The sequence below is a fragment of the Spongiibacter marinus genome (assembly GCF_016906995.1).
GTDB classification, from domain to species: Bacteria; Pseudomonadota; Gammaproteobacteria; order Pseudomonadales; family Spongiibacteraceae; genus Spongiibacter; species Spongiibacter marinus.
In genome coordinates, this window is the sequence record NZ_JAFBBD010000003.1 from 21,117 (window position 1) to 42,621 (window position 21,505).

Below are 21,505 nucleotides of genomic sequence, written 5' to 3' on the forward strand. Positions count from 1 at the left end.
ACGTTGCTGTGCCCAGCATTCCCTGGTTAAGCGAAAATTCGCTGCAATTCCCAGAGATTGACTCCGCGCTGGATGACCCCAACGGCCTGCTCGCCGTTGGCGGTGATCTCTCCCCTGCTCGCCTTTTGGAAGCCTACCGACAGGGGATTTTCCCTTGGTATGAAGACCCACAACCCATTTTGTGGTGGTCGCCACAACCGCGAGCAGTGCTTTTCCCCGAAAAGATCTATGTGAACAGAACGCTGCGCAAGCAGTTAAAGCGAGAGCGTTTTCGGATCACTGCCGATCAATGTTTTGGCGAAGTGCTGGATGCCTGCGCTGAACTGAGTCCAAAGCGCCCAGGCACATGGATCACCGCAAACATGCGGAAAGCCTATAAACAATTGCATGAACTCGGCTGGGCGCATTCCATCGAAGTTTGGCAGCAAGGAGAACTGGTTGGCGGCCTGTACGGCTTGGCATTGGGGCGAATGTTCTTTGGCGAGTCGATGTTCAGCCATCGCAGCAATGGTTCAAAACTCGCGCTGCTGGGGCTGTGCAAACAACTACAGCGATGGGGGTTTGAACTTATCGACTGCCAGGTCGGCAATGACTACCTTTACAGCATGGGCGCCGAAGACCTAGCGCGCGCAGACTTTAAATCGATGCTGGAGACTTTCGCCCAACCGACAGCCAGTGATGCGAGCCACTGGACGCTGGACGCAGACCTGCTAGATAGCTATGAATGACGACCGACAAATTAAGCTCTACGCCACTGCCCCTCACCCGTGCAGTTACTTTGATGACCGCGAGGCGCAGACCCTGTTTGTAGACCCAGCCTGCGACGTTGGCTCTCCCCTTTATACTCGCCTGTCCCAAGCCGGCTTTCGGCGCAGTGGCAGCCACTATTACCGGCCAAATTGCGACGGTTGCAACGCCTGCATTGCCAGCCGGGTTCCTGTCGCCGACTTCAGCTTGAGTCGCAATCAGCGGCGGCAAATCGCCCGCAACAAAGACCTGGATTACTACTGGCGTGAATCGTTAGATGCTGAGGCCTACCCGCTGTATGAACGCTACATCAACGAGCGTCACCGCGATGGCGATATGTACCCCGCGTCGCGCGAACAGTTCGACAGCTTTATTGCCGACAGCCGTCAGGACACGACTTACCTGCATATATACCATCAACGTCAGCTGCTAGCGGTCAGTGTATGCGACCAGATGGGGGACGGGCTGTCGGCGATATACACGTTTTATGCGCCAGAAGCGCAACGTCGCAGCCTCGGCAAGCTGGCGGTCCTGCATATGATCGAAACCTGCCGGCAGCGACAACTACCCTATTTATATCTCGGTTATTGGATACGAGACTGCCAAAAAATGCGCTACAAAATTGATTATCGCCCCTTGGAGCTGCTTATGAGTCAGCGCTGGGTGCGATTGAATTGATCACAAATTGCCTAATCCCGCTATTTAGGGCAAAATGCGCGCAGTTTTTTCCGGGTCACTAGGCCCCACTCTCTACTTTCAACCACATCTGAGGATTGCTGCCGAATGGCGAAAGAAGACCAGATTGAAATGGAAGGCGAGGTTATTGATACCCTGCCCAACACCACGTTTCGCGTAAAGCTGGAAAACGGCCACGTTGTTACTGCCCACATCTCAGGGAAGATGCGCAAGCACTACATCCGTATTTTGACCGGCGATAAAGTTAAGGTTGAGCTCACGCCTTACGACCTGACCAAAGGCCGCATTACTTTCCGCGGCCGTTAAGCGCTAGCAATGAAACAGAGACCTGTGTCAGGCCTCTGTTTCTGTTTCCCGCTGAGTTTCCGCTTCCAGTGTTAGCGTATCTGCCTCGCTATTCACACTGATGTGCACAACACCTCCCTGCTCTTCCAGGCTGCCGAACAACACCATTTCCGCCAGCGGCTTTTTGATGTGTTCTTGAATGACTCTCGCCATCGGGCGGGCACCCATTGTGCGGTCGTAACCTTTTTTCACCAGCCAGCGGCGCGCGTCGTCATCAACGTGAAGAGCGACTTTTTTGTCGTCGAGCTGAGCTTGTAGTTCAACCAAGAACTTATCCACGACAGTAAGCACGACCTCTTCAGGCAGGGGCGCAAAGTTAATCACGCTGTCCAGGCGGTTGCGGAACTCCGGCGTAAACAGCCGGTTGATCGCCTCGCTGGCATCAGTGTGGTGATCCTGCTCGGTGAAACCAATAGAGCGGCGGCTAATACTCTCGGCCCCGGCATTGGTTGTCATGATAAAGATAACATTGCGGAAATCCGCTTTGCGGCCGTTGTTGTCGGTCAGTGAACCGTGGTCCATCACCTGCAGCAACAGATTGAAAAGCTCTGGGTGTGCTTTTTCGATCTCATCGAGCAACACAACAGAGTGTGGGTGCTTGGTCACCGCATCGGTTAATAACCCGCCCTGGTCAAAGCCGACATAGCCTGGAGGCGCACCGATCAGGCGCGATACCGTATGGCGTTCCATGTACTCCGACATGTCGAAGCGGATCAATTCCAAGCCCAGTATTTTTGCCAATTGGCGACAAACTTCTGTTTTACCCACGCCGGTGGGGCCGGCCAGCAGGAACGAGCCAATGGGCTTGTCCCCGGCTTTCAAGCCAGCTCGCGCCAGCTTGATGGATGCACTGAGCTCGGTGATTGCCTGATCCTGACCGAAGACCACCATTTTGAGATTATCTTCGAGCTTGGCCAGTGACGCTTTGTCATCCGACGATACGCTCTTGGGCGGTATGCGAGCAATTTTGGCGACAATGGCCTCAATATCGGCCACATCGATAACATCGACACGCTGATCCTCGGGCTGCAGGCGCTGATACGCTCCGGCTTCGTCTATTACATCGATGGCTTTATCGGGTAAAAAGCGATCATTGATATAACGCGCCGACAGTTCTGCGGCGGTTCGCAACGCTGCGTCACTGTATTTGAGCTCGTGGTGCCCTTCAAAACGTGACTTCAGGCCTTTCAATATATGGAAGGTATCTTCCACACTGGGCTCGCCGATATCCACTTTTTGGAAGCGGCGGCTCAGGGCGCGATCCTTCTCAAAGATCCCGCGATACTCCTGGAAGGTGGTAGAGCCTATGCAGCGAATTTGTCCGCTACTGAGCAGCGGCTTTAATAGATTCGAGGCATCCATAACACCGCCTGACGCGGCCCCTGCGCCGATAATCGTGTGGATCTCGTCGATAAACAGGATCGCACCTTCACGTTTTTTCAGGTCTGCTAGGAGGCCCTTCAGGCGTTTTTCGAAGTCGCCGCGGTATTTGGTCCCGGCTAATAGCGCCCCCATATCCAGAGAGTAAACGACACTGTCGGCCAGCACGCTGGGGACATCGCCATCGACAATCCGCTTTGCCAAGCCTTCTGCAATAGCGGTTTTACCGACACCAGACTCGCCGACGAGCAAAGGGTTGTTCTTGCGACGGCGGCTGAGTATCTGGGCAACGCGCTCTACTTCCTCTGTGCGACCAATTAAGGGGTCAATGCGACCGGACTGCGCCTCTTCGTTGAGGTTGGTCGAGAAGCTTTCCAGTGGGCGTTGCTCGGGATCACTGCCCTCACCCTCGTGCTCGCCGTGTTGCTCGTGCTCACCGGACTCTCCCCCGGACACCTTGGAAATGCCGTGGGTGATGTAATTCACGATGTCCAGGCGGTTAACACTCTGTGACTTCAGGAAATAGACCGCTTGGCTTTCCTGTTCGCTGAAAATAGCAACCAGAACGTTAGCGCCGGTCACTTCCTGTTTGCCGGAGGATTGCACGTGAAACACGGCTCTTTGCAAAACACGCTGGAAGCCCAAAGTGGGTTGGGTATCTCGCTCGACGTCATCGTCGGGAATACGCGGCGTGGTCGCGTCAACAAACTCGCTTAGTTCACCCTTTAACTGGGGTAAATCTGCTCCACAGGCCAGTAGCACCTTCACGGCGGCTTCGTTGTCTGCAAGGGCAAGCAATAAGTGCTCTACCGTCATAAATTCATGCCGACGGCTGCGGGCAGACTTGAATGCCTGGCTGAGTGTCGTTTCTAAATCTTTACTCAACATAGCCTGTTACGCCTTCTGTTGTTGCACATGGGTACTGCTTTGTACGTGACATGATCAGCCTTCGTTCTCTTCGATTTCGGCGAGTAGAGGGTGGCCGCTTTCACGTGAATACTGATTAACCTGCTCCGCTTTTGTTTCAGCGATATCGCGAGTAAATACGCCGCAAACCCCTTTCCCCTGGGTGTGAACGGTTAGCATCACTTGTGTTGCTTTTTGTCTATCCATATAAAAAAAGTCTTCGAGTACCTCGATGACAAACTCCATTGGGGTGTAGTCATCGTTTAGCAGCACCACTTTATAGAGCGGCGGCTTTTTCAGCTGTGGTTTCGACTCCTGTAGAGCGGTGCCTCCTTCATAATCGGAGTGATCTTCCTGGCTCATAACTGTGTTCGGGTACGGCATAATTCTGTTTACCTGAGCTTAGCATCGCGGTATTCCCCCACAATAGGGGTATTCACGAAGCGCGGCTAGCGAGAAGTCGCGGCTTGACGCCAAGCACTCCGTGTTTTAAAAATGGGTATTAGCGCGAGAAAAACAAGGTCTATCGCGTTAAATGTGACAATAACTATAACGAGAAATCAGGGTGTAAGGCTATGCAAAATGGTGTTGTAAAGTGGTTCAATAACGCCAAAGGTTACGGATTTATTCTCTCCGAAGATGGCAATCAAGAAGTGTTTGCGCACTACTCCGCGATCTCAATGGAAGGCTACAAAACGCTTAAGGCAGGTCAGAGCGTCTGCTTTGATGCCCAGCAGGGCCCGAAAGGCCTACATGCAACAAATATTCAGGCAGATTCTGAATTAGAACAAGAAGTTGAGCAGTGAACCAAGAAAAAGGCTAAGGTTTGCAAAGTGCCTTAGTCGCCACGAATACGTGGGCAATCACTCCGCGCTGTGATCCAAGCCCTCAATAAACGCGCCCACATCGACAGCAAGGCCACCCCACCAGGGGTGGCCGACACACTTACATGTGCTTGACGATCGCATCACCGAACTCAGAACATTTCAGCAAGGTTGCCCCTTCCATCAAACGCTCAAAGTCATAGGTGACGGTTTTGGCCTGAATCGCGCCGTTCATGCCGTCGATAATCAGGTCCGCTGCTTCATTCCAGCCGAGGTGGCGCAGCATCATTTCAGCCGACAGGATCAGTGAACCGGGGTTAACCTTATCCTGGCCGGTGTATTTTGGTGCTGTACCGTGAGTGGCTTCAAACAGTGCAACGTTGTCGCTGAGGTTTGCACCAGGTGCAATACCGATACCGCCAACCTGCGCGGCAAGTGCATCAGAGAGGTAGTCGCCGTTCAGGTTCAGCGTCGCGATAACGCTGTACTCATCCGGACGCAGCAATACCTGCTGGAGCATCGCGTCGGCAATTACGTCTTTAATGATGATTTCTTTGCCAGTGTTTGGGTTTTTCAGCTTGACCCATGGACCGCCGTCTAGCAGCTCACCACCGAACTCTTCCATGGCTAACTCGTAGCCCCAGTTCTTGAAGGCACCTTCGGTGAACTTCATGATGTTGCCTTTGTGAACCAGTGTCAGCGAAGGCAGGTCTTGATCGATAGTGTACTGAATCGCTTTGCGTACCAGGCGCTTAGTACCCTCTTCCGATACCGGCTTAACACCGATACCACACTCCTGCGGGAAGCGGATTTTGGTGACACCCATTTCTTCCTGCATAAAGTTGATCACTTTATCAGCTTCAGGAGTGCCCGCTTTCCATTCAATACCCGCATAAATGTCTTCCGAGTTTTCACGGAAGATCACCATATTGGTTTTGCCTGGCTCTTTAACGGGAGAAGGAACGCCTTCAAACCAGCGAACGGGGCGCTGACAAACGTAGAGGTCCAGTTCCTGGCGCAGTGCAACGTTCAAAGAGCGGAAACCACCACCAACAGGGGTAGTTAGTGGACCTTTGATCGCCACGACGTATTCTTTGATGGCATCCAGTGTTTCTGCGGGGAACCAGTCGCCGTCGTAGAGCTCGGCGGCTTTTTCGCCAGTGAAGATTTCCATCCAGCTGATTTTTTTATTGCCGGCGTAAGCTTTCTCAACCGCTGCATCCACAACGTTGATCATTACCGGAGTGATGTCGATCCCGATGCCATCGCCTTCGATAAAAGGAATAATTGGCCGATCGGGTACGTTCAGGGAAAGATCCGCATTAACGGAGATTTTCTCACCCTCTGTAGGTACCTTGATATGTTGGTATCCCATTTTTGACTCCATGGTTTATAGGTTAGTATCTGAGCTCGTTCGGTGGCGGCAACAGCGCAGTGTCGCTGCTACAATGCCGCCCCTCCAAGTCTGGTCAGCGAGCGCTTTAAAGCCTAGCTTTCTTTAAAAAGCGCCGCATTATAACACTTTATAGTCGAATTTCTTCCATGAATATTAGATTCCCGTGACAGTTCTTTATCTTTTTAATAAGCCCTTTCGGGTTATGAGCCAATTTACCCCCTGCGACGACCGCGAAACGCTGGCGAATTACATTGATATTCCCGCCATCTATCCCGCTGGCCGACTGGATTTTGACTCAGAGGGGTTAATGGTGCTCACCGGAGACGGTTCACTTCAGCACCGTATTAGCCACCCCGACCACAAGCTTAGCAAATGTTATTGGGTACAAGTGGAGGGTGAGATCAATGAATCGGCAATTAACGCCTTGCAAAATGGTGTGGAGCTAAACGACGGCCTGACCCAGCCCGCGCTAGCCCACGCGATGGACGAGCCTGCCGGACTGTGGCCCCGGCAACCGCCGGTGCGCTATCGCGCTGCGATTCCCACCAGCTGGCTGTCACTGGAAATCACCGAAGGTAGAAACCGGCAGATTCGCCGTATGACGGCAGCGGTAGGCTTTCCAACACTTCGGTTGATTCGGGCGAGCATTGGCCCTTGGTCACTCGACGATTTGGCCCCCGGACAATCGCGAATAGTAGAACTGAGTACTTCAGAGCAACGTAAATTATTTCCGAAGGCCGGGCGCGGTAGTACACGCAATGCTAAAACGCGCAAACCCAGGCCGCGAACTTCGCCAGCCCGGCGTGGCAAACGTAGCCCACGCTGAGCGGTGGCGGTACAATGCCCGGCTTTCGGTGCTGCGACAATTCACAACAGACTAGGAACCACTATGGACTGGCAGGCAAGAGTCACGGTCGCGTGTGTAATAGAAAATGACGGTAAGTTTTTGATCGTTGAAGAGATCCGTGACGGCAAGCGTGTGCTCAACCAGCCCGCCGGCCACCTGGAGGCCGACGAAGGGCTTTGTGAAGCGGCGCTGCGAGAAACGCTGGAAGAAACTCAATGGAAGGTTGAGTTACAGGGCGTCGTCGGTATTGGCCTGTATAGCCCTCCAGCAAAAAACGCAACGTATCATCGCACCACGTTTTTTGGCCGCCCCATGGCGTTTTGCCCTGAGAGCCCGCTGGACAGCGATATCGATAGCGTTCACTGGCTGACTATTGAACAACTTCGCGAGCGCCGCCATCAGCTGCGCAGCCCCATGGTGCTCGACTGCGTTGAACGCTATCTAGAAGGCCAACGTTTCCCACTGGCGATGATTTACGGAGAACCTTAATGAGCGCCACCGACTACAACCCTCTGGCAGACAAGGCCATTGCCGACACCAAAGTGATCGTCGGCATGTCCGGTGGTGTCGACTCATCGGTAACGGCACTGCTGTTAAAGCAGCAGGGTTATCAGGTCGAAGGCCTGTTCATGAAGAACTGGAATGAGGACGATGGCACAGAATACTGCACCGCCATGGACGATCTCGCCGACGCTGCTGCCGTGTGCCAAAAACTGGATATTTACCTGCACACCGCCAATTTCGCTCAGGAATACTGGGACAATGTCTTTGAGCACTTCCTCGAAGAGTACCGCGCGGGCCGCACCCCTAACCCCGATATTCTTTGCAATCGGGAGATTAAATTTAAGGCCTTTTTGGACTACGCATTGCAGCTGGGCGCCGATGGCATTGCCACCGGTCACTACACCCGGCGCAGCCCGGGCAGAGAACATACCCAACTCCTAAAAGGCATAGACAACAACAAAGACCAAAGTTACTTCTTGCATGCAGTCAGCGCCGATCAACTGGCCAAGACCTTGTTCCCAGTTGGGGAATTAGAGAAACCTGCCGTCCGCGCCCTCGCCGAGGAGCACGGGCTCGTCACCCACAACAAAAAAGACAGCACCGGGATTTGCTTCATCGGCGAGCGTCGCTTCAAGGATTTTTTGCAGCAATACCTGCCTGCTCAACCGGGCCGTATCGAAAGTCTCGATGGCCAGGATATGGGGCAGCACAGCGGCTTGATGTATCACACTATTGGCCAGCGTCAGGGCCTCGGTATCGGCGGTGTGCGCGGTGCCGGTGAACAGCCCTGGTACGTTGTTGATAAGGACTTGTCACGCAATGTTCTGCTGGTTGCCCAGGGCAGCCAGCACCCTGCGCTGTTTAAAAATTGCCTGCGGCTGTCCAGCATTCACTGGATCACTCCCCCGCCACCCCAGCTGCCGCTGCGTTGCAGTGCAAAAACGCGCTACCGCCAGGCCGACCAACCCTGCGAGCTGCTGGCGACCGAAGCCGGCTACGAGGTAATTTTCGATACTCCCCAGCGCGCAATAACCCCTGGTCAGTCAGCGGTTTTCTACCTGGGTGAGCAATGCCTGGGCGGCGGCATTATCGAATCGGGATACAATCGCTAATGGCTTTCTTTCCCAATGCAGAGCAACTCACAGAACAAACCCTGGCGTTGGCCGGCGTTCTGCAGGCCGTGACGCTGGTCGATCAAATTGCCCGAACCGGGCAAGCTGAACCCGCAGCGCTCGACGCTTCCCTGGCCAGCCTGTTTGCCTTCTCAGGGAATGACACCCGCAGTGTGTTCGGCAATATCAATGCACTTGAGCTGGGTATCCGCGCCCTGCGTGATTTGCTCAGTGGCAATGATTACGGCGAGCGCCAGGCCGTTACGCGCTACTGTATGGGCGTATTGTTCTTACAAAACAAACTGCGCCGGGACCATGCAGCCGCGAGCATCATGCGTAACCGTCTAGAGCACTGCGCCAAACAGCGGGAGTTTGGCGGTGAATTAACGAGCTTGGCGCCGGCTTTGGCAGATATCTATCAAGACACCCTATCCAAATATCGCTTTCGCATTCAGGTCAGTGGTAGCGCTCAACAACTGCAAAACAATGACAATGCCGCCAAAATTCGTGCACTGCTGTTAGCGGCCATTCGCGGCGCCTATCTCTGGCGAGCGGCGGGCGGCAATCGCTTTAGTCTGATGTTCCTCAGAAATCGCCTTTTTACCGAAGCGCAGCGGCTACTGGGCACTGAAATTCAGCACTGAGCAGTGTATGATTGCGCCCCATTAATTTGCCCTCCGCGTATAGAAAGGTAACCCCATGATGGAATTGTCCGCGCTCTCTGCTATTTCCCCTGTCGACGGCCGCTACGGCAGTAAGACAGCGTCGCTGCGCCCGGTGTTCAGCGAATTCGGTTTGATCAAAAGCCGTTTAATCGTCGAGCTGCGCTGGTTGGCCCAATTGGCGGCAAATCCTGGCATTGAAGAAGTACCGGCTCTCTCTGAAGACGCAGCCGCTAGATTAGAGGCCATGATCGCTGAATTCGGTGAAACACAAGCGGCGCGAGTCAAAGAGATTGAGTCCACCACTAATCACGACGTTAAAGCGATTGAATACTTCATTAAGGAAAGCATTGCAGACAACGCTGAATTAGCGGCGATTTCAGAATTCGTTCACTTTGCCTGCACCTCAGAAGACATCAACAACCTTTCCCACGCCCTGATGCTTCGTGAAGGCCGCGAGGTATTGCTGCAGGACATCGACGCTATCGTTGACAAGCTGGCCGAGCAAGCCCGCGAGTTTGCGGACATTCCGATGCTGTCTCGCACCCACGGCCAAACGGCGAGCCCCACCACAATGGGTAAAGAGCTGGCCAATGTGGTTGCGCGCCTGCGCCGCCAACGCGCCTGCATTGCCGACGTTGCCCTGCTGGGTAAAATCAACGGCGCGGTGGGCAACTATAACGCCCACATCAGTGCCTATGCCGACGTAGACTGGGAAGCCAACGCGCAGAGCTTTGTTGAAGGCCTGGGGCTTAGCTGGAACCCTTACACCACACAGATCGAACCTCACGACTATATCGCTGAGCTGTTTGATGCCATTGCACGCTTCAACACCATCTTGATCGACTTAGATCGCGACATCTGGGGTTATATTTCACTGGGCTACTTCAAACAGCGCACCATCGCCGGTGAAGTTGGCTCATCCACTATGCCTCACAAGGTCAACCCCATCGACTTCGAAAACTCCGAGGGTAACCTCGGCATTGCCAACGCGGTGCTGCAACACCTGGCGGCGAAGCTGCCGATCTCTCGCTGGCAGCGCGACCTGACTGACTCGACGGTTTTGCGCAATATGGGCGTTGGCATGGCGTACAGCATGATCGCCTATCAAGCCACGCTGAAAGGCTTGGGCAAGCTGCAAATCAACCCAGAGCGACTGGCCGCTGACTTGGATGATGCCTGGGAAGTACTGGCTGAGCCCATTCAAACCGTCATGCGTCGCTACGGCGTAGAAGAGCCCTACGAAAAACTGAAGGCCCTAACCCGCGGTCAGCGCATCACACGGGAGACTTTGGCCAGCTTTATTGACACGCTGGAGATCCCCGAGGCAGCAAAAGCGGAGCTTCGTCAGCTAAGCCCCGCGAGCTATATCGGCAACGCCGTCGCGCAAGCCAAGCGGATATAAAATGGCGCTGCAGGGCTTCGATGCGCAGCAATTCCTCGACGAGGATTGGCAGCGCCGTCCACGGGTGTTGCGCGGCGCCCTGCAGGGTTTTGAATGCCCCGTGGACGGTGATGACCTCGCTGGTCTGGCCTGTGAAGACGAGGTTGATTCACGGCTAATCTCACAACACGGCAGCGACTGGCAGCTACAACACGGGCCGCTGAAGGAGAGTGACTTCGCCGAGCTGCCCGCCAGCCATTGGACTCTCCTGGTTCAATCGGTCGACCAATGGATACCCGGCGTTGCAGAATTACTAAACGATTTCCGTTTTTTACCGCGCTGGCGTATCGATGACATTATGGTCAGCTACGCGGCCGATGGCGGCAGCGTGGGCCCCCACTACGATCAATACGATGTATTTCTCATTCAGGGCGGCGGCCGCCGTCGCTGGCAGCTGGGCCAGCACTGCGACGATAGCAGCGAACTGCTCGGCCACCCTGAATTACGCTTGCTTAAACACTTCGACTGTCAACAGGAAGTGATTCTTGAAGCCGGCGACATACTCTACATTCCCCCGGGTGTCGCACATTGGGGAACCGCTGTCGGCGATGACTGCATCACCCTGTCGGTGGGCTTTAGAGCCCCCTCCGACGCCGAGTTACTGAATAGCTGGTCAATCGAGCGAGAAACCGTGTTGAGCGACGGGCAGCGGTTTAGCGATCAGGCCCTAAATGCCAGCGCGCCCAGTGGCTGGATCCCTGAAGACGTTCTCCCGCAACTGCGAGAGCGCCTGAGCGCAGGGCTAGACGATGATCAAGCCCTTTCACGCTGGTTTGGACAGATGATGACTCACGTCGACCAGCAGCAGCGCTTCGATAACCCAGCGCTGTCATTTGAGGAATATGCTCTCCGCGAACAACAGGTGCCAGCCTGCCTGCGCCTGGGTGCGCGCTTGGCCTTCGACGCCCACTATCTGTTTGCCGATGGTATTGCCTACCCCTACCCCAGTGACTTGCGCCCCGCCGTGGCTGAGTTCTGTGAACAAGAAGGCGGTGATGATGTGATGGGGCTGGTGGTTGAGCTACGCTATCAGCTCTACCAAACAGGCACGGTGTATTTCGATGACGATGTTGAAGATTGAGCGCGTACGCTGGTCAGAACATTGGCGGGAATTAACGGAAATTCGGCGTCGGGTTTTTGTTGAAGAGCAACGCGTTCCCATTGAACTGGAACTTGACGAAGATGATTTCACCGCGCGTCACTGGCTGGCGCGATATGGCAGCGAAGTCGTCGGAACCGTTCGTCTTTTGGCTGACGGCCACGTCGGGCGTATGGCTGTCGCCGCTGACTATCGCGGCAGAGGTATCGGTCGCGCGCTGCTACATGCCGTAATTGATGACGCGATCCAACAGCAACTGCCCAAATTGGAGCTCGCGGCCCAAACACACGCCATCGACTTCTACCGGAAAGAAGGTTTTCAGCCCATCGGCGACAGTTTTATGGACGCCGGTATCGCTCACCAGTCAATGACGCGAACGCTGCGGGGAACACAACGCCTGGGAGAAGATGGCCGCAAATTTGCTGTTGAGTCACTGCCCGACAGCGCCCTGGCCTTAGCCAGTTTGAGTCGCCGACAGTTGTGGGTGTTTTGCCACAGTCTGGAGCCAGAGGTTTATGCCCAACCGCGCCTGATTGATATTGTCTCTACCCTCGCTCGAAAGCATCGCGACAGTGAAATACGACTGCTGATCTGCGACGACAGGCCGCTGCGAGAGAGTCGCCATCCCTTGGTAGAACTCAGTCAGCGGCTGAGCAGCAGTATTCATATTCGGGTTTCTAATCCAAAGCAGCACGGCGAACTTAGTGAATACTTCTTGCTCGCCGACAACGAGGCAACCCTCGTTCACAGTATGCGGCGCGGCGGCCGGGCCTGGGGCTGTTTTCATTCGCGGCCGACCGCAAGTGCCTACCGAGAACAGTTTGACCGCCTGTGGCAGCACGCAAAACCCTCTCCCTGGCTGCGCCCGCTGGTCTAATCGCCCAGCATTACACCGAGCTCGTTGTCTCGGTAGACCACCTCATAACACCTCAAGCCCCGACAGGGTTCTTCTGTCGCGTGAAGTAACTCACCACTGCGCAAGTCAAAGCGGTAGTGGTGCTTGGGGCAAACCAAATTCTCACCTCGGATATCCGACGTATCGAGAGGCCAGGCGCGGTGGGGGCAATTACTTTCGATCAAATAGTGCTGACCGTCGAGCTGCAGCAGCATCAATTGTGCATCATCAATCTTGAAGACTTTTCGGTATCCATCGTAAAGATTGATCAGCTTTTCAAGGCTGTAATAACGCATAACTAAAGGGTTCGCCAAGAGGTTTGCGCCATAGTAGCGCTTGGCGGAACCCCCTGCCAGCAGAAACAAAAAAGCCCGGTAGCAGTTCGCTCACCGGGCTTTAGCGTAGTTTGCCGAACTTATTTCAGCTTGTCGGCCAAGAACAGCCAGGTCTCCAGTACCGAATCCGGGTTCAGTGACACGCTGTCGATGCCCTGCTCCATCAGCCACTGCGCGAAGTCCGGGTGGTCTGAGGGGCCCTGTCCACAAATACCGATGTATTTGCCTTGCTCCTTACACGCCCGAATCGCATTGGAGAGCAGTACCTTAACGGCCTCGTTGCGCTCATCAAACAGGTGAGCGATCAAGCCGGAGTCGCGATCGAGACCAAGTGTCAGCTGAGTGAGGTCGTTTGAACCAATTGAGAAGCCATCAAAATGCTCGAGGAATTGCTCCGCCAACAGGGCATTGGCAGGTAGCTCACACATCATGATGACCTTCAGGCCGTTTTCACCGCGCTTTAAGCCATTATCGGCCAGTAGCTCTACCACTTGTTTCGCTTCGCCTACGGTGCGCACAAAGGGCACCATAATCTCAACATTTTGCAGATCCATCTCTTCGCGCACTTTCTTCAGCGCGCGGCACTCCAGCTCAAAGCACTCGCGGAACGAGTCAGAGATATAGCGTGAGGCACCTCGGAAACCCAACATGGGGTTTTCTTCTGAGGGCTCGTAAAGGCTGCCACCAATCAAGTGTGCGTACTCATTTGATTTAAAGTCGGACATCCGCACAATTACCCGCTCCGGGTAAAACGCGCTAGCAATGCTAGAGATGCCCTCAACCAGCTTCTCGACATAAAACTCAACAGGGTCGGCGTAGCCAGCCACACGACGCTTCACCGCTTGCTGAACATCGCGCGGCAAAGTGTCGTAGTTGATCAGTGCTTTGGGGTGCACACCGATCATGCGGTTAATGATAAATTCCAAGCGCGCCAAGCCCACACCGGCGTTGGGGTACGCCTGAAAATCAAACGCGCGATCGGGGTTGCCCACGTTCATCATAATTTTAAAGGGCAGCTCGGGCATGGCATCGAGCTTGTTACGGCTGATATCGAAGTCGAGCTGGCCGGCGTACACCATGCCCGTATCACCTTCCGCGCAGGACACGGTCACGTCCTGACCTGAGCTCAAACGCTCGGTGGCATCACCACAGCCAACGACCGCAGGAATACCCAGTTCGCGGGCGATGATAGCCGCGTGGCAGGTACGGCCGCCACGGTTGGTAATAATGGCGGCTGCGCGCTTCATTACCGGCTCCCAGTCGGGGTCGGTCATATCAGTAACCAAGACATCGCCCTGTTGTACTTGATCCATTTCCGCCAGGTTGTCGATAACCCGCACAGGGCCCGCGCCAATGCGCTGACCAATAGAGCGGCCCTCGCAAAGCACTTCGCCTTTTTCTTTCAGCAGGTAGCGCTCCATCATGTTGGCCGACTCGCGGCTCTTTACTGTCTCCGGGCGAGCCTGAACGATGTAGAGCTTGCCGTCGTCGCCGTCGCGCGCCCACTCAATATCCATGGGTCGGCCGTAGTGTTTTTCAATAATCAGCGCCTGACGGGCCAGCGACATGACTTCTTCGTCGGTGATGCAGAACTGGCTGCGATCGGCTTCGGGAACATCGACGGTTTCTACCGATTTGCCGGCCGATGCTTCACTGCCGTAGACCATTTTGATCAGCTTGCTACCCAGGTTGCGGCGCAGCACGGCGTGGCGGTCTTTTTCCAGCGTGGCCTTGTGAACGTAAAATTCGTCGGGGTTAACAGCGCCCTGAACCACGGTTTCACCCAGGCCGTAGCTGGCAGTAATGAAGACCACACCGTCAAAGCCAGACTCGGTATCCATGCTGAACATAACGCCTGCGGCACCGGTTTCTGAGCGCACCATGCGCTGAATACCGGCAGACAAGGCAACATCGGCGTGTTCAAACCCCTTGTGAACGCGGTAGGCAATAGCGCGATCGTTGTACAGTGAGGCAAAGACCTCCTTGATCGCGATCATAATATTGTCGAGGCCGTTGATGTTCAGGAAGGTTTCCTGTTGGCCGGCAAATGAGGCGTCGGGCAAATCTTCTGCTGTGGCCGAGGAGCGCACTGCGCAGGCCATTGCGGGGTTGCCGTCGATCATTTTAGCGTAGGCTTCGCTGATCGCGTCATTCAATGGCGCGGGAAATGGCGTATCAACGATGGCTTGGCGAATCTCCTTGCCTACCTTGGCAAGGGTTTTGACATCGTCGATATCCAGACCTTTGAGCATGTCCTGAATACGCTGGTTCAGGCCACTTTGGTCGAGGAAGTCGCGGTATGCTTGCGCCGTGGTGGCAAAGCCATCGGGTACCGATACACCGGCATTAGACAATTGACTGATCATCTCACCGAGAGAGGCGTTTTTGCCCCCAACGACTTCGACATCGTTCATTCCCAGGTCCCTGAACCAGATAACGTATTCAGCCATGCGGTGTATCTCCTTTTGCTATGCTTGGTGCATAGTGCAATAAGCGTAAAAAAATGCGACGCGAGCATACTAAAACAGCTATTCTGGAAATTCCCGTCGAAAACAACGCAGCATTCGGTAAAAAAACTACATGATGAGAACCGTTTTTTATATTTCTGACAGTACAGGCATCACCGCAGAAACCTTGGGCAACAGCCTGCTCTCCCAATTTGAACAGTTAAAATTTGACCACGTTGTCGTGCCCTATGTAGACACCGTGGAGAAAGCGCGCGCCGCCGTCGATAAAATCAATCAGGTCGCCGAGGCCACGGGGCGCCAGCCGATTATCTTTGACACTTTGGTCAACCAAGAGATTCGCGCCGTAATTGCCACCAGCAATGGTTTTATCATCGACGTGCTCGACACCTTCCTCAACCAGCTGGAAAGCGCCCTTGGGGAGAAACCCTCTAGCACGGTTGGCCGCGTCAAAAACGCCGACCGCGACGCCCAGTACAAACATCGCATCGACGCTGTTAACTTCGCACTGGACAACGACGACGGTGCAAGAATCAACCGCTACGACCAAGCCCAAGTGATATTGATCGGCGTTTCCCGCAGTGGCAAAACCCCAACCTGCCTTTACTTGGCGATGCAGGGCGGTATTTTCGTCGCCAATTACCCGCTCACCGAAGAAGACCTAGAAGAACGCAGGCTGCCAAAACCACTAGCTGCTTATCGCGACCGGCTCTTTGGTTTGACCATAGAACCGCAGCGACTTGCCGCAATTCGCAGCGAACGCCGTCCCGACAGCCCCTACGCCAGCCTGCGCCGCTGCGAGGATGAGGTGCGCGACGCCGAGGCGCTCTTTAGCCGCTTTGGCATTCCCTACTTGGATACGACGCATGCCTCTGTCGAGGAAATTGCTACGCGCGTGCTGGTTGAAAGCGGCCTGCGCGGTCAGCGGTCATAGCCGGGAAGTCTCGCGATGTCTTGTCCTGACGCCAGCGCCAGTCACGCCAACACCGGGCTCATTCTACCCGGCGGTGGCGCTCGTGCGGCCTACCAGGTTGGCGTGCTAAAAGCCATTGCATCGCTACACGGCAAGCGGCACAGCAACCCCTTCCCTATCCTGGCAGGAACATCGGCCGGCGCGATCAATGCCACCTCCCTTGCGGCGGGCGCACACCACTTTACCGGCACCGTGGAAACCCTGGAAATCATGTGGAAGCAGCTTTCCACTGACCGGATTTATCGCGCCGATTTAATGGGGGTTCTTCGCAATGCCCTGCGACTGGCCGGCTCCCTGTTTAACTCGGGCATTGCCGTCGGTCGACCGGTGGCACTGCTGGACAACAGCCCACTGCGCGAACTGCTAGAAGAGCGAATCCGCTTCGAGTCGATCGGCATGAACATCCGCAACGGTGACTTGGACGCACTCTCGCTCACGGCGATGAACTACAGCCTCGGCTTGTCGGAAACCTTCTTTCAGGGCGGACCACAGCATGCTGGCTGGCAGCGCTGGCGGCGACAGGGGCTGGCGACACCCATTCAGCTGCAACACCTGATGGCGTCCACAGCCATCCCGACGATCTTTCCACCCGCCAAGGTAGGCCGTTATTTCTACGGCGACGGCGCGCTGCGCCAATTGACCCCGATCAGCCCCGCCATCCATTTAGGTGCAAACCGGGTATTGGTGATTCCCGCCAACGGGCATAAACGGGTTTATCACCACACCCCAAAACCTATTCAGTCTCCGGCGTTCGGACAAATTATTGGTCAGTTACTTAACAGCGCTTTTATCGACAGCATCGAAACCGATATTGAGCGTCTGGAAAGAATCAACGAATTATTGGCGCTGATACCACGGGAAAATATGCAAATGATGGGGCGTGAGTTACTGCCGGTTGAGTGCCTGGTAATCAGCCCCAGCGAAGATATTGACGCCATTGCCGACGAGCATGTGAAAGAACTACCACGCAGTTTACGTGCTTTCCTGGGGCGCACCGGCAGTAGCCGCGGAGGTAGCGTGAGTATTGCCAGCTACCTGTTATTTACCGAGGAATATTGCGCCAAGCTGATCGATCTAGGCTACCGTGACGGGCTTGCTCAGCGCGATGACATCAACGCTTTCCTCTACCAATAAAAGCTACTGTTTTAGGCCGACGATCGCGTACAAGCCCTTAAAGCGCGCCGCGACTTCGCCGTTAACAATCACCTCTGAGCACAGTTCAATCTTGGCGCGGCCGCGCTCCTCAAAGCGAGTAAAAAATCCCTGCCAATCGGTGTCCTCTGCGGGCAGCGAGCGCGCGACAATATCGCTGGGCACTGGCAGTAAGTATTCGATCTCCGCTTTGGCCACCACAATATCCGGGTCCAGGCCGCGCTCAACACAATGTAGATACACGCTGCCCCAGCAAGCCATCACTGCCACCACATAGATGCTGCCACCAAAGGCGGTTTGCTTATCGTTAATACTCGGCCCCAGCGGGGCGGTCAGCGTTAATGCGCCATCGGAATAGTCACTAACAGAAAGCCGCATATGGCGCGCCGTGGGTAAGTGTTCGGCAATAAATTCACTCAGGCGGTGAGCGATAGGCTGCGACATGATTACGCTTCCTCAAACAGCAGGTTTATCAGTTTTTGCGCCGCTAAAAATGGCGTGGTCTGTCCGTCGGTCACCTTTCTATTCAGTTCCGGCAGCAGCGCTTTAACAGACGGGTTTTCCTTGAGTTTAATATCCAGCATCTCGTGCAATAGTTTGTTCATCCACTCCTTGGCCTGGCGGGCACGCTTGTCGGCAAGCGCTCCGTTTTTTGTGGCGTCGACCTGGAAGTCACTGATCATGCCCCACACCGCTTCGATATTCTCGTTCTTGATCGCCGAGCAGGTCATTACCTGTGGCGTCCAGAAGCTGCTGTGACGGAGCAAATGTAGCGCACTTTGGTAATGACGCCGGGTTTGCGTTGCGAGGTTAATACTCTCTCCGTCGGCCTTGTTAATCACCAGTGCATCGGCCAGCTCCATAATGCCTTTTTTGATGCCCTGCAGTTCATCACCGGCATTGGGCAGCATAAGCACCATAAAAAAGTCGACCATACTGGCCACTTCGTATTCCGACTGTCCGACACCCACGGTTTCGACCAAAATAACGTCGTAGCCAGCCGCCTCGCACAGCAACATGGTTTCGCGGGTTTTTAGCGCTACGCCACCCAGTGAGCCCTCGGAAGGCGACGGTCGAATGAAAGCGTCGCTGCTGCGCGACAACATTTCCATGCGGGTTTTATCACCCAGAATTGAGCCGCCCGCAATGGGCGAGCTCGGGTCGACCGCCAATACCGCGACACGCTTGCCCTGGCTGACCAAATACAGGCCGAACGCCTCGATGAACGTGGACTTGCCGACACCGGGAATGCCGGTGATACCGATACGAATGCTGTTGCCGGTTTGCGGCAGCACCGCCTCTAAGAGCTCCTGCGCCTGCGTGCGGTGCTCGACTTTTTTGCTCTCTACCAAGGTGATGGCTTTGGCCAGTGCGCGTGAATTGCCCTTGGTTAACGCTTCTATATCAATAGTCATAATCCCTGCCAATATAAAAACGGGAGGCCGGACCATCAGCAACGCTGAGCTCCGCCTCCCGCCTGCCGTTCTCTATGCGTGATTAGCCTTTGTAGGCCTCATTGATCGCATCGAGTACATCACGTGCCGCCAAGGGAATCTTGGTACCGGGACCAAAAATACCTTTTACGCCAGCGTTATACAGGAAGTCGTAGTCAGGACGGGGAATGACGCCACCGGCGACAACAATAATGTCATCGGCGCCCGCCTTTTTCAGCTCCTCAATTAACTGGGGAACCAGCGTTTTGTGGCCAGCAGCCTGGGAAGAAACGCCGACCACGTGCACGTCGTTCTCGACGGCCTGCTTAGCTACTTCTTCGGGTGTTGAGAACATCGGCGACAGGTCGATATCAAACCCGACATCAGCAAAGGCCGTGGCGATCACTTTCGCGCCGCGGTCGTGACCATCCTGACCCATTTTGCAGACAAGCATACGTGGGCGACGACCGTGTTTTTCAACAAACTGCTCGATGTCGCTGCTGATACCCTGCCAGTTCTCGTCGTCCTGATAGGCACTACCGTAGACACCTGAAACCGTTTGCGCCTGAGCATTAAAGCGACCGAATTCACGTTCCATAGCAAAGCTGATCTCCCCAACTGTTGCACGCAGACGCGTTGCCTTCACGGCCAGATCCAGCAGGTTGCCTTCGCCGCTGCAAGCACATTGATAGATGGCTTCCAGCGCATCTTCGACGGCTTTTTCATCGCGCTCAGCGCGAATACGAGCCAGTGCATCGACCTGCGATTGGCGCACTTTTTCATTGTCGATGTCCAGTACCTCAACATCGTCTTCTTCAGACAAGGTGTACTTGTTCACCCCGACAATCACGTCTTCACCGCGGTCAATACGCGCCTGTTTCTTCGCCGCCGACTCTTCGATACGCAGCTTCGGCATGCCGGTTTCAATGGCCTTGGCCATACCGCCCTTTTCTTCAACTTCTGCAATCAGTTGGCGAGCGCGGTCGGCGATATCTTTGGTCAGCGACTCCATCATGTACGAGCCGCCCCAGGGATCGGCCACCTTGGTGATGCCAGTTTCTTCCTGAATGATCAGCTGAGTATTGCGCGCGATGCGTGATGAGAATTGCGTCGGCAAGGCGATCGCTTCATCCAGTGCATTGGTGTGCAACGATTGTGTGCCACCAAATACTGCCGCCATCGCTTCGATCGTGGTGCGAACGATGTTGTTGTACGGATCCTGCTCGGTGAGCGACCAGCCCGAGGTCTGGCTGTGCGTTCTGAGCATCTTAGAGCGCGGGTTCTTCGGCTCAAATTCAGAGACGATTTCTGCCCACAGCAGACGCGCGGCACGCATTTTGGCAATTTCCATGTAGAAATTCATGCCAATGCCCCAGAAGAAGGACAGGCGGCCGGCAAACTTATCGATGTCCAGGCCAGCGGCGATCGCGGTGCGGATGTACTCTTTACCATCTGCCAGGGTATAGGCCAGCTCCAGCGCGGCATCAGCACCGGCTTCCTGGATATGGTAGCCAGAAATGGAGATGGTATTAAACTTCGGCATGTTTTCCGAAGCATAGGCAATAATATCGCCGATGATCTTCATTGAGGGCGCGGGCGGGTAAATATAGGTGTTGCGCACCATGAACTCTTTCAGAATGTCGTTCTGAATGGTGCCTGACAACATATCCTGACCAACGCCCTGCTCTTCGGCCGCCACAATGTAGCCCGCCAGCACGGGTAGTACCGCGCCGTTCATCGTCATCGATACAGAGACTTTGTCCAGTGGAATACCGTCGAACAGCACTTTCATGTCTTCGACAGAATCGATTGCAACACCGGCTTTACCGACGTCGCCGGTCACACGGGGGTGATCCGAGTCGTAACCGCGGTGGGTAGCCAGGTCAAAGGCGACCGATACGCCCTGACCGCCGGCTGCCAGTGCTTTGCGATAGAAAGCGTTAGATTCTTCAGCCGTTGAAAAGCCCGCATACTGACGTATTGTCCAGGGACGGCCGGCATACATGGTTGGCTGCGGCCCGCGGATAAAGGGCTCAACGCCTGGGAAGGTATTGGTATACGGCAGATCAGCAGTATCTTCTGCAGTGTACAGCGGTTTTACATCAATACCCTCTGGGGTATTCCAAACCAAGTCATCCAATGACTTGTTGCTGCGTTCAAGCGATTTATTGGCAATGTTCTGCCATTCGTCCAACGAAATCTCTGGGGCTTTGTAATCGGCCATATACGAGTACCTGTCGTGTGTCAGTGCCACGCCGCTTCTGTGAGTAGCTATGGCGACTAGGATTGA

The 21,505-nt window shown here is 54.9% G+C and carries 21 protein-coding genes; 13 read left to right on the forward strand and 8 right to left on the reverse strand.

The features are described 5' to 3' along the window. Nucleotides 1–8: 8 nt before the first annotated feature. From aat to infA, 3 genes are all read left to right on the forward strand, one after another. Complete coding sequence (aat, locus tag HNR64_RS04630; RefSeq protein WP_204995383.1) at nt 9–728, forward strand: leucyl/phenylalanyl-tRNA--protein transferase; 720 nt, start codon at nt 9–11, stop codon at nt 726–728. Beyond that, a complete protein-coding gene (locus tag HNR64_RS04635; RefSeq protein ID WP_204995384.1) occupies nt 721–1,425 on the forward strand; it encodes an arginyltransferase in 705 nt (234 codons plus the stop codon). The genes aat and HNR64_RS04635 overlap by 8 nt, the downstream gene beginning before the upstream one ends. Before the next feature lie 105 nt (nt 1,426–1,530). Continuing rightward, complete coding sequence (infA, locus tag HNR64_RS04640) at nt 1,531–1,749, forward strand: translation initiation factor IF-1 (RefSeq protein ID WP_027872503.1); 219 nt, start codon at nt 1,531–1,533, stop codon at nt 1,747–1,749. A gap of 27 nt (nt 1,750–1,776) precedes the next feature. Here infA and clpA read toward each other — a convergent pair whose 3' ends face one another. Next, nucleotides 1,777–4,056, reverse strand: coding sequence for an ATP-dependent Clp protease ATP-binding subunit ClpA (gene clpA / locus HNR64_RS04645; RefSeq protein WP_027872504.1), 2,280 nt, complete (start codon nt 4,054–4,056; stop codon nt 1,777–1,779). Between the two features lie 54 nt (nt 4,057–4,110). After that, the gene (gene clpS, locus HNR64_RS04650) at nt 4,111–4,437 is read right to left on the reverse strand and encodes an ATP-dependent Clp protease adapter ClpS (RefSeq protein WP_084497787.1); all 327 of its coding nucleotides are present in this window, start codon (nt 4,435–4,437) and stop codon (nt 4,111–4,113) included. 212 nt (nt 4,438–4,649) lie between these two features. Here clpS and HNR64_RS04655 point away from each other — a divergent pair, with 212 nt between their 5' ends. Continuing rightward, the gene (locus tag HNR64_RS04655; protein ID WP_027872506.1) at nt 4,650–4,880 is read left to right on the forward strand and encodes a cold-shock protein; all 231 of its coding nucleotides are present in this window, start codon (nt 4,650–4,652) and stop codon (nt 4,878–4,880) included. Nucleotides 4,881–5,019: 139 nt separating this feature from the next. Here HNR64_RS04655 and icd read toward each other — a convergent pair whose 3' ends face one another. Continuing rightward, a complete protein-coding gene (gene icd, locus HNR64_RS04660) occupies nt 5,020–6,273 on the reverse strand; it encodes an NADP-dependent isocitrate dehydrogenase (RefSeq protein WP_027872507.1) in 1,254 nt (417 codons plus the stop codon). Between the two features lie 184 nt (nt 6,274–6,457). Between icd and HNR64_RS04665 the strand changes: the two genes are divergently transcribed. The 7 genes from HNR64_RS04665 (at nt 6,458) to HNR64_RS04695 (ending at nt 12,839) form a co-directional block, all read left to right on the forward strand. Continuing rightward, entirely contained in the window at nt 6,458–7,120 is a 663-nt protein-coding gene (locus HNR64_RS04665) for a pseudouridine synthase (protein ID WP_204995385.1), read from the forward strand. Nucleotides 7,121–7,183: 63 nt separating this feature from the next. Continuing rightward, the gene (locus tag HNR64_RS04670) at nt 7,184–7,630 is read left to right on the forward strand and encodes an NUDIX hydrolase (RefSeq protein WP_027872509.1); all 447 of its coding nucleotides are present in this window, start codon (nt 7,184–7,186) and stop codon (nt 7,628–7,630) included. Further along, nucleotides 7,630–8,757, forward strand: a complete 1,128-nt coding sequence (mnmA, locus tag HNR64_RS04675; protein ID WP_204995386.1) for a tRNA 2-thiouridine(34) synthase MnmA — start codon at nt 7,630–7,632, stop codon at nt 8,755–8,757. Before HNR64_RS04670 ends, mnmA begins: the two co-directional genes overlap by 1 nt. Further along, a complete protein-coding gene (gene hflD / locus HNR64_RS04680; protein WP_036255397.1) occupies nt 8,757–9,401 on the forward strand; it encodes a high frequency lysogenization protein HflD in 645 nt (214 codons plus the stop codon). The genes mnmA and hflD overlap by 1 nt, the downstream gene beginning before the upstream one ends. Before the next feature lie 58 nt (nt 9,402–9,459). Continuing rightward, a complete protein-coding gene (gene purB / locus HNR64_RS04685) occupies nt 9,460–10,824 on the forward strand; it encodes an adenylosuccinate lyase (RefSeq protein WP_027872512.1) in 1,365 nt (454 codons plus the stop codon). Nucleotide 10,825: 1 nt separating this feature from the next. Then, entirely contained in the window at nt 10,826–11,944 is a 1,119-nt protein-coding gene (locus tag HNR64_RS04690) for a cupin domain-containing protein (protein ID WP_204995387.1), read from the forward strand. Then, the gene (locus HNR64_RS04695) at nt 11,925–12,839 is read left to right on the forward strand and encodes a GNAT family N-acetyltransferase (protein ID WP_204995388.1); all 915 of its coding nucleotides are present in this window, start codon (nt 11,925–11,927) and stop codon (nt 12,837–12,839) included. The genes HNR64_RS04690 and HNR64_RS04695 overlap by 20 nt, the downstream gene beginning before the upstream one ends. On the opposite strand, the gene HNR64_RS04700 is transcribed toward HNR64_RS04695, so the two are convergent. Next, nucleotides 12,836–13,171 (reverse strand): Rieske (2Fe-2S) protein, encoded by a 336-nt coding sequence (locus HNR64_RS04700; RefSeq protein ID WP_239547627.1) that lies wholly within the window; start codon nt 13,169–13,171, stop codon nt 12,836–12,838. The two genes, HNR64_RS04695 and HNR64_RS04700, sit on opposite strands and share 4 nt — an antisense overlap. Before the next feature lie 101 nt (nt 13,172–13,272). After that, a complete protein-coding gene (gene ppsA, locus HNR64_RS04705; protein ID WP_204995389.1) occupies nt 13,273–15,642 on the reverse strand; it encodes a phosphoenolpyruvate synthase in 2,370 nt (789 codons plus the stop codon). 130 nt (nt 15,643–15,772) lie between these two features. Here ppsA and ppsR point away from each other — a divergent pair, with 130 nt between their 5' ends. Beyond that, nucleotides 15,773–16,591 (forward strand): posphoenolpyruvate synthetase regulatory kinase/phosphorylase PpsR, encoded by an 819-nt coding sequence (gene ppsR, locus HNR64_RS04710; RefSeq protein WP_204995390.1) that lies wholly within the window; start codon nt 15,773–15,775, stop codon nt 16,589–16,591. A 15-nt stretch (nt 16,592–16,606) separates the two neighbouring features. Continuing rightward, complete coding sequence (locus tag HNR64_RS04715; protein ID WP_204995391.1) at nt 16,607–17,764, forward strand: patatin-like phospholipase family protein; 1,158 nt, start codon at nt 16,607–16,609, stop codon at nt 17,762–17,764. Between the two features lie 3 nt (nt 17,765–17,767). On the opposite strand, the gene HNR64_RS04720 is transcribed toward HNR64_RS04715, so the two are convergent. The 3 genes from HNR64_RS04720 to scpA form a co-directional block, all read right to left on the reverse strand. Further along, on the reverse strand, nt 17,768–18,226 hold the full coding sequence (locus HNR64_RS04720; protein ID WP_204995392.1) for a YiiD C-terminal domain-containing protein: 459 nt from the start codon (nt 18,224–18,226) through the stop codon (nt 17,768–17,770). Between the two features lie 2 nt (nt 18,227–18,228). Further along, the gene (gene meaB / locus HNR64_RS04725; protein ID WP_204995393.1) at nt 18,229–19,197 is read right to left on the reverse strand and encodes a methylmalonyl Co-A mutase-associated GTPase MeaB; all 969 of its coding nucleotides are present in this window, start codon (nt 19,195–19,197) and stop codon (nt 18,229–18,231) included. 82 nt (nt 19,198–19,279) lie between these two features. Continuing rightward, nucleotides 19,280–21,439: a methylmalonyl-CoA mutase gene (scpA, locus tag HNR64_RS04730; RefSeq protein ID WP_204995394.1), complete on the reverse strand. Its 2,160-nt coding sequence runs from the start codon at nt 21,437–21,439 to the stop codon at nt 19,280–19,282. Between the last annotated feature and the right edge of the window lie 66 nt (nt 21,440–21,505).

What these genes read in the sequence shown, in the direction of transcription:
- HNR64_RS04720 (WP_204995392.1), bottom strand. Translation starts at nt 18,226, where the DNA reads ATGTCGCAGCCTATCGCTCACCGCCTGAGTGAATTTATTGCCGAACAC.
- HNR64_RS04635 (WP_204995384.1), top strand. Translation starts at nt 721, where the DNA reads ATGAATGACGACCGACAAATTAAGCTCTACGCCACTGCCCCTCACCCG.
- purB (WP_027872512.1), top strand. Translation starts at nt 9,460, where the DNA reads ATGGAATTGTCCGCGCTCTCTGCTATTTCCCCTGTCGACGGCCGCTAC.
- infA (WP_027872503.1), top strand. Translation starts at nt 1,531, where the DNA reads ATGGCGAAAGAAGACCAGATTGAAATGGAAGGCGAGGTTATTGATACC.
- HNR64_RS04670 (WP_027872509.1), top strand. Translation starts at nt 7,184, where the DNA reads ATGGACTGGCAGGCAAGAGTCACGGTCGCGTGTGTAATAGAAAATGAC.
- mnmA (WP_204995386.1), top strand. Translation starts at nt 7,630, where the DNA reads ATGAGCGCCACCGACTACAACCCTCTGGCAGACAAGGCCATTGCCGAC.
- clpS (WP_084497787.1), bottom strand. Translation starts at nt 4,437, where the DNA reads ATGAGCCAGGAAGATCACTCCGATTATGAAGGAGGCACCGCTCTACAG.
- scpA (WP_204995394.1), bottom strand. Translation starts at nt 21,439, where the DNA reads ATGGCCGATTACAAAGCCCCAGAGATTTCGTTGGACGAATGGCAGAAC.
- HNR64_RS04715 (WP_204995391.1), top strand. Translation starts at nt 16,607, where the DNA reads ATGTCTTGTCCTGACGCCAGCGCCAGTCACGCCAACACCGGGCTCATT.
- hflD (WP_036255397.1), top strand. Translation starts at nt 8,757, where the DNA reads ATGGCTTTCTTTCCCAATGCAGAGCAACTCACAGAACAAACCCTGGCG.
- HNR64_RS04695 (WP_204995388.1), top strand. Translation starts at nt 11,925, where the DNA reads ATGACGATGTTGAAGATTGAGCGCGTACGCTGGTCAGAACATTGGCGG.
- HNR64_RS04690 (WP_204995387.1), top strand. Translation starts at nt 10,826, where the DNA reads ATGGCGCTGCAGGGCTTCGATGCGCAGCAATTCCTCGACGAGGATTGG.
- ppsR (WP_204995390.1), top strand. Translation starts at nt 15,773, where the DNA reads ATGATGAGAACCGTTTTTTATATTTCTGACAGTACAGGCATCACCGCA.
- clpA (WP_027872504.1), bottom strand. Translation starts at nt 4,056, where the DNA reads ATGTTGAGTAAAGATTTAGAAACGACACTCAGCCAGGCATTCAAGTCT.
- ppsA (WP_204995389.1), bottom strand. Translation starts at nt 15,642, where the DNA reads ATGGCTGAATACGTTATCTGGTTCAGGGACCTGGGAATGAACGATGTC.
- meaB (WP_204995393.1), bottom strand. Translation starts at nt 19,197, where the DNA reads ATGACTATTGATATAGAAGCGTTAACCAAGGGCAATTCACGCGCACTG.
- HNR64_RS04655 (WP_027872506.1), top strand. Translation starts at nt 4,650, where the DNA reads ATGCAAAATGGTGTTGTAAAGTGGTTCAATAACGCCAAAGGTTACGGA.
- icd (WP_027872507.1), bottom strand. Translation starts at nt 6,273, where the DNA reads ATGGGATACCAACATATCAAGGTACCTACAGAGGGTGAGAAAATCTCC.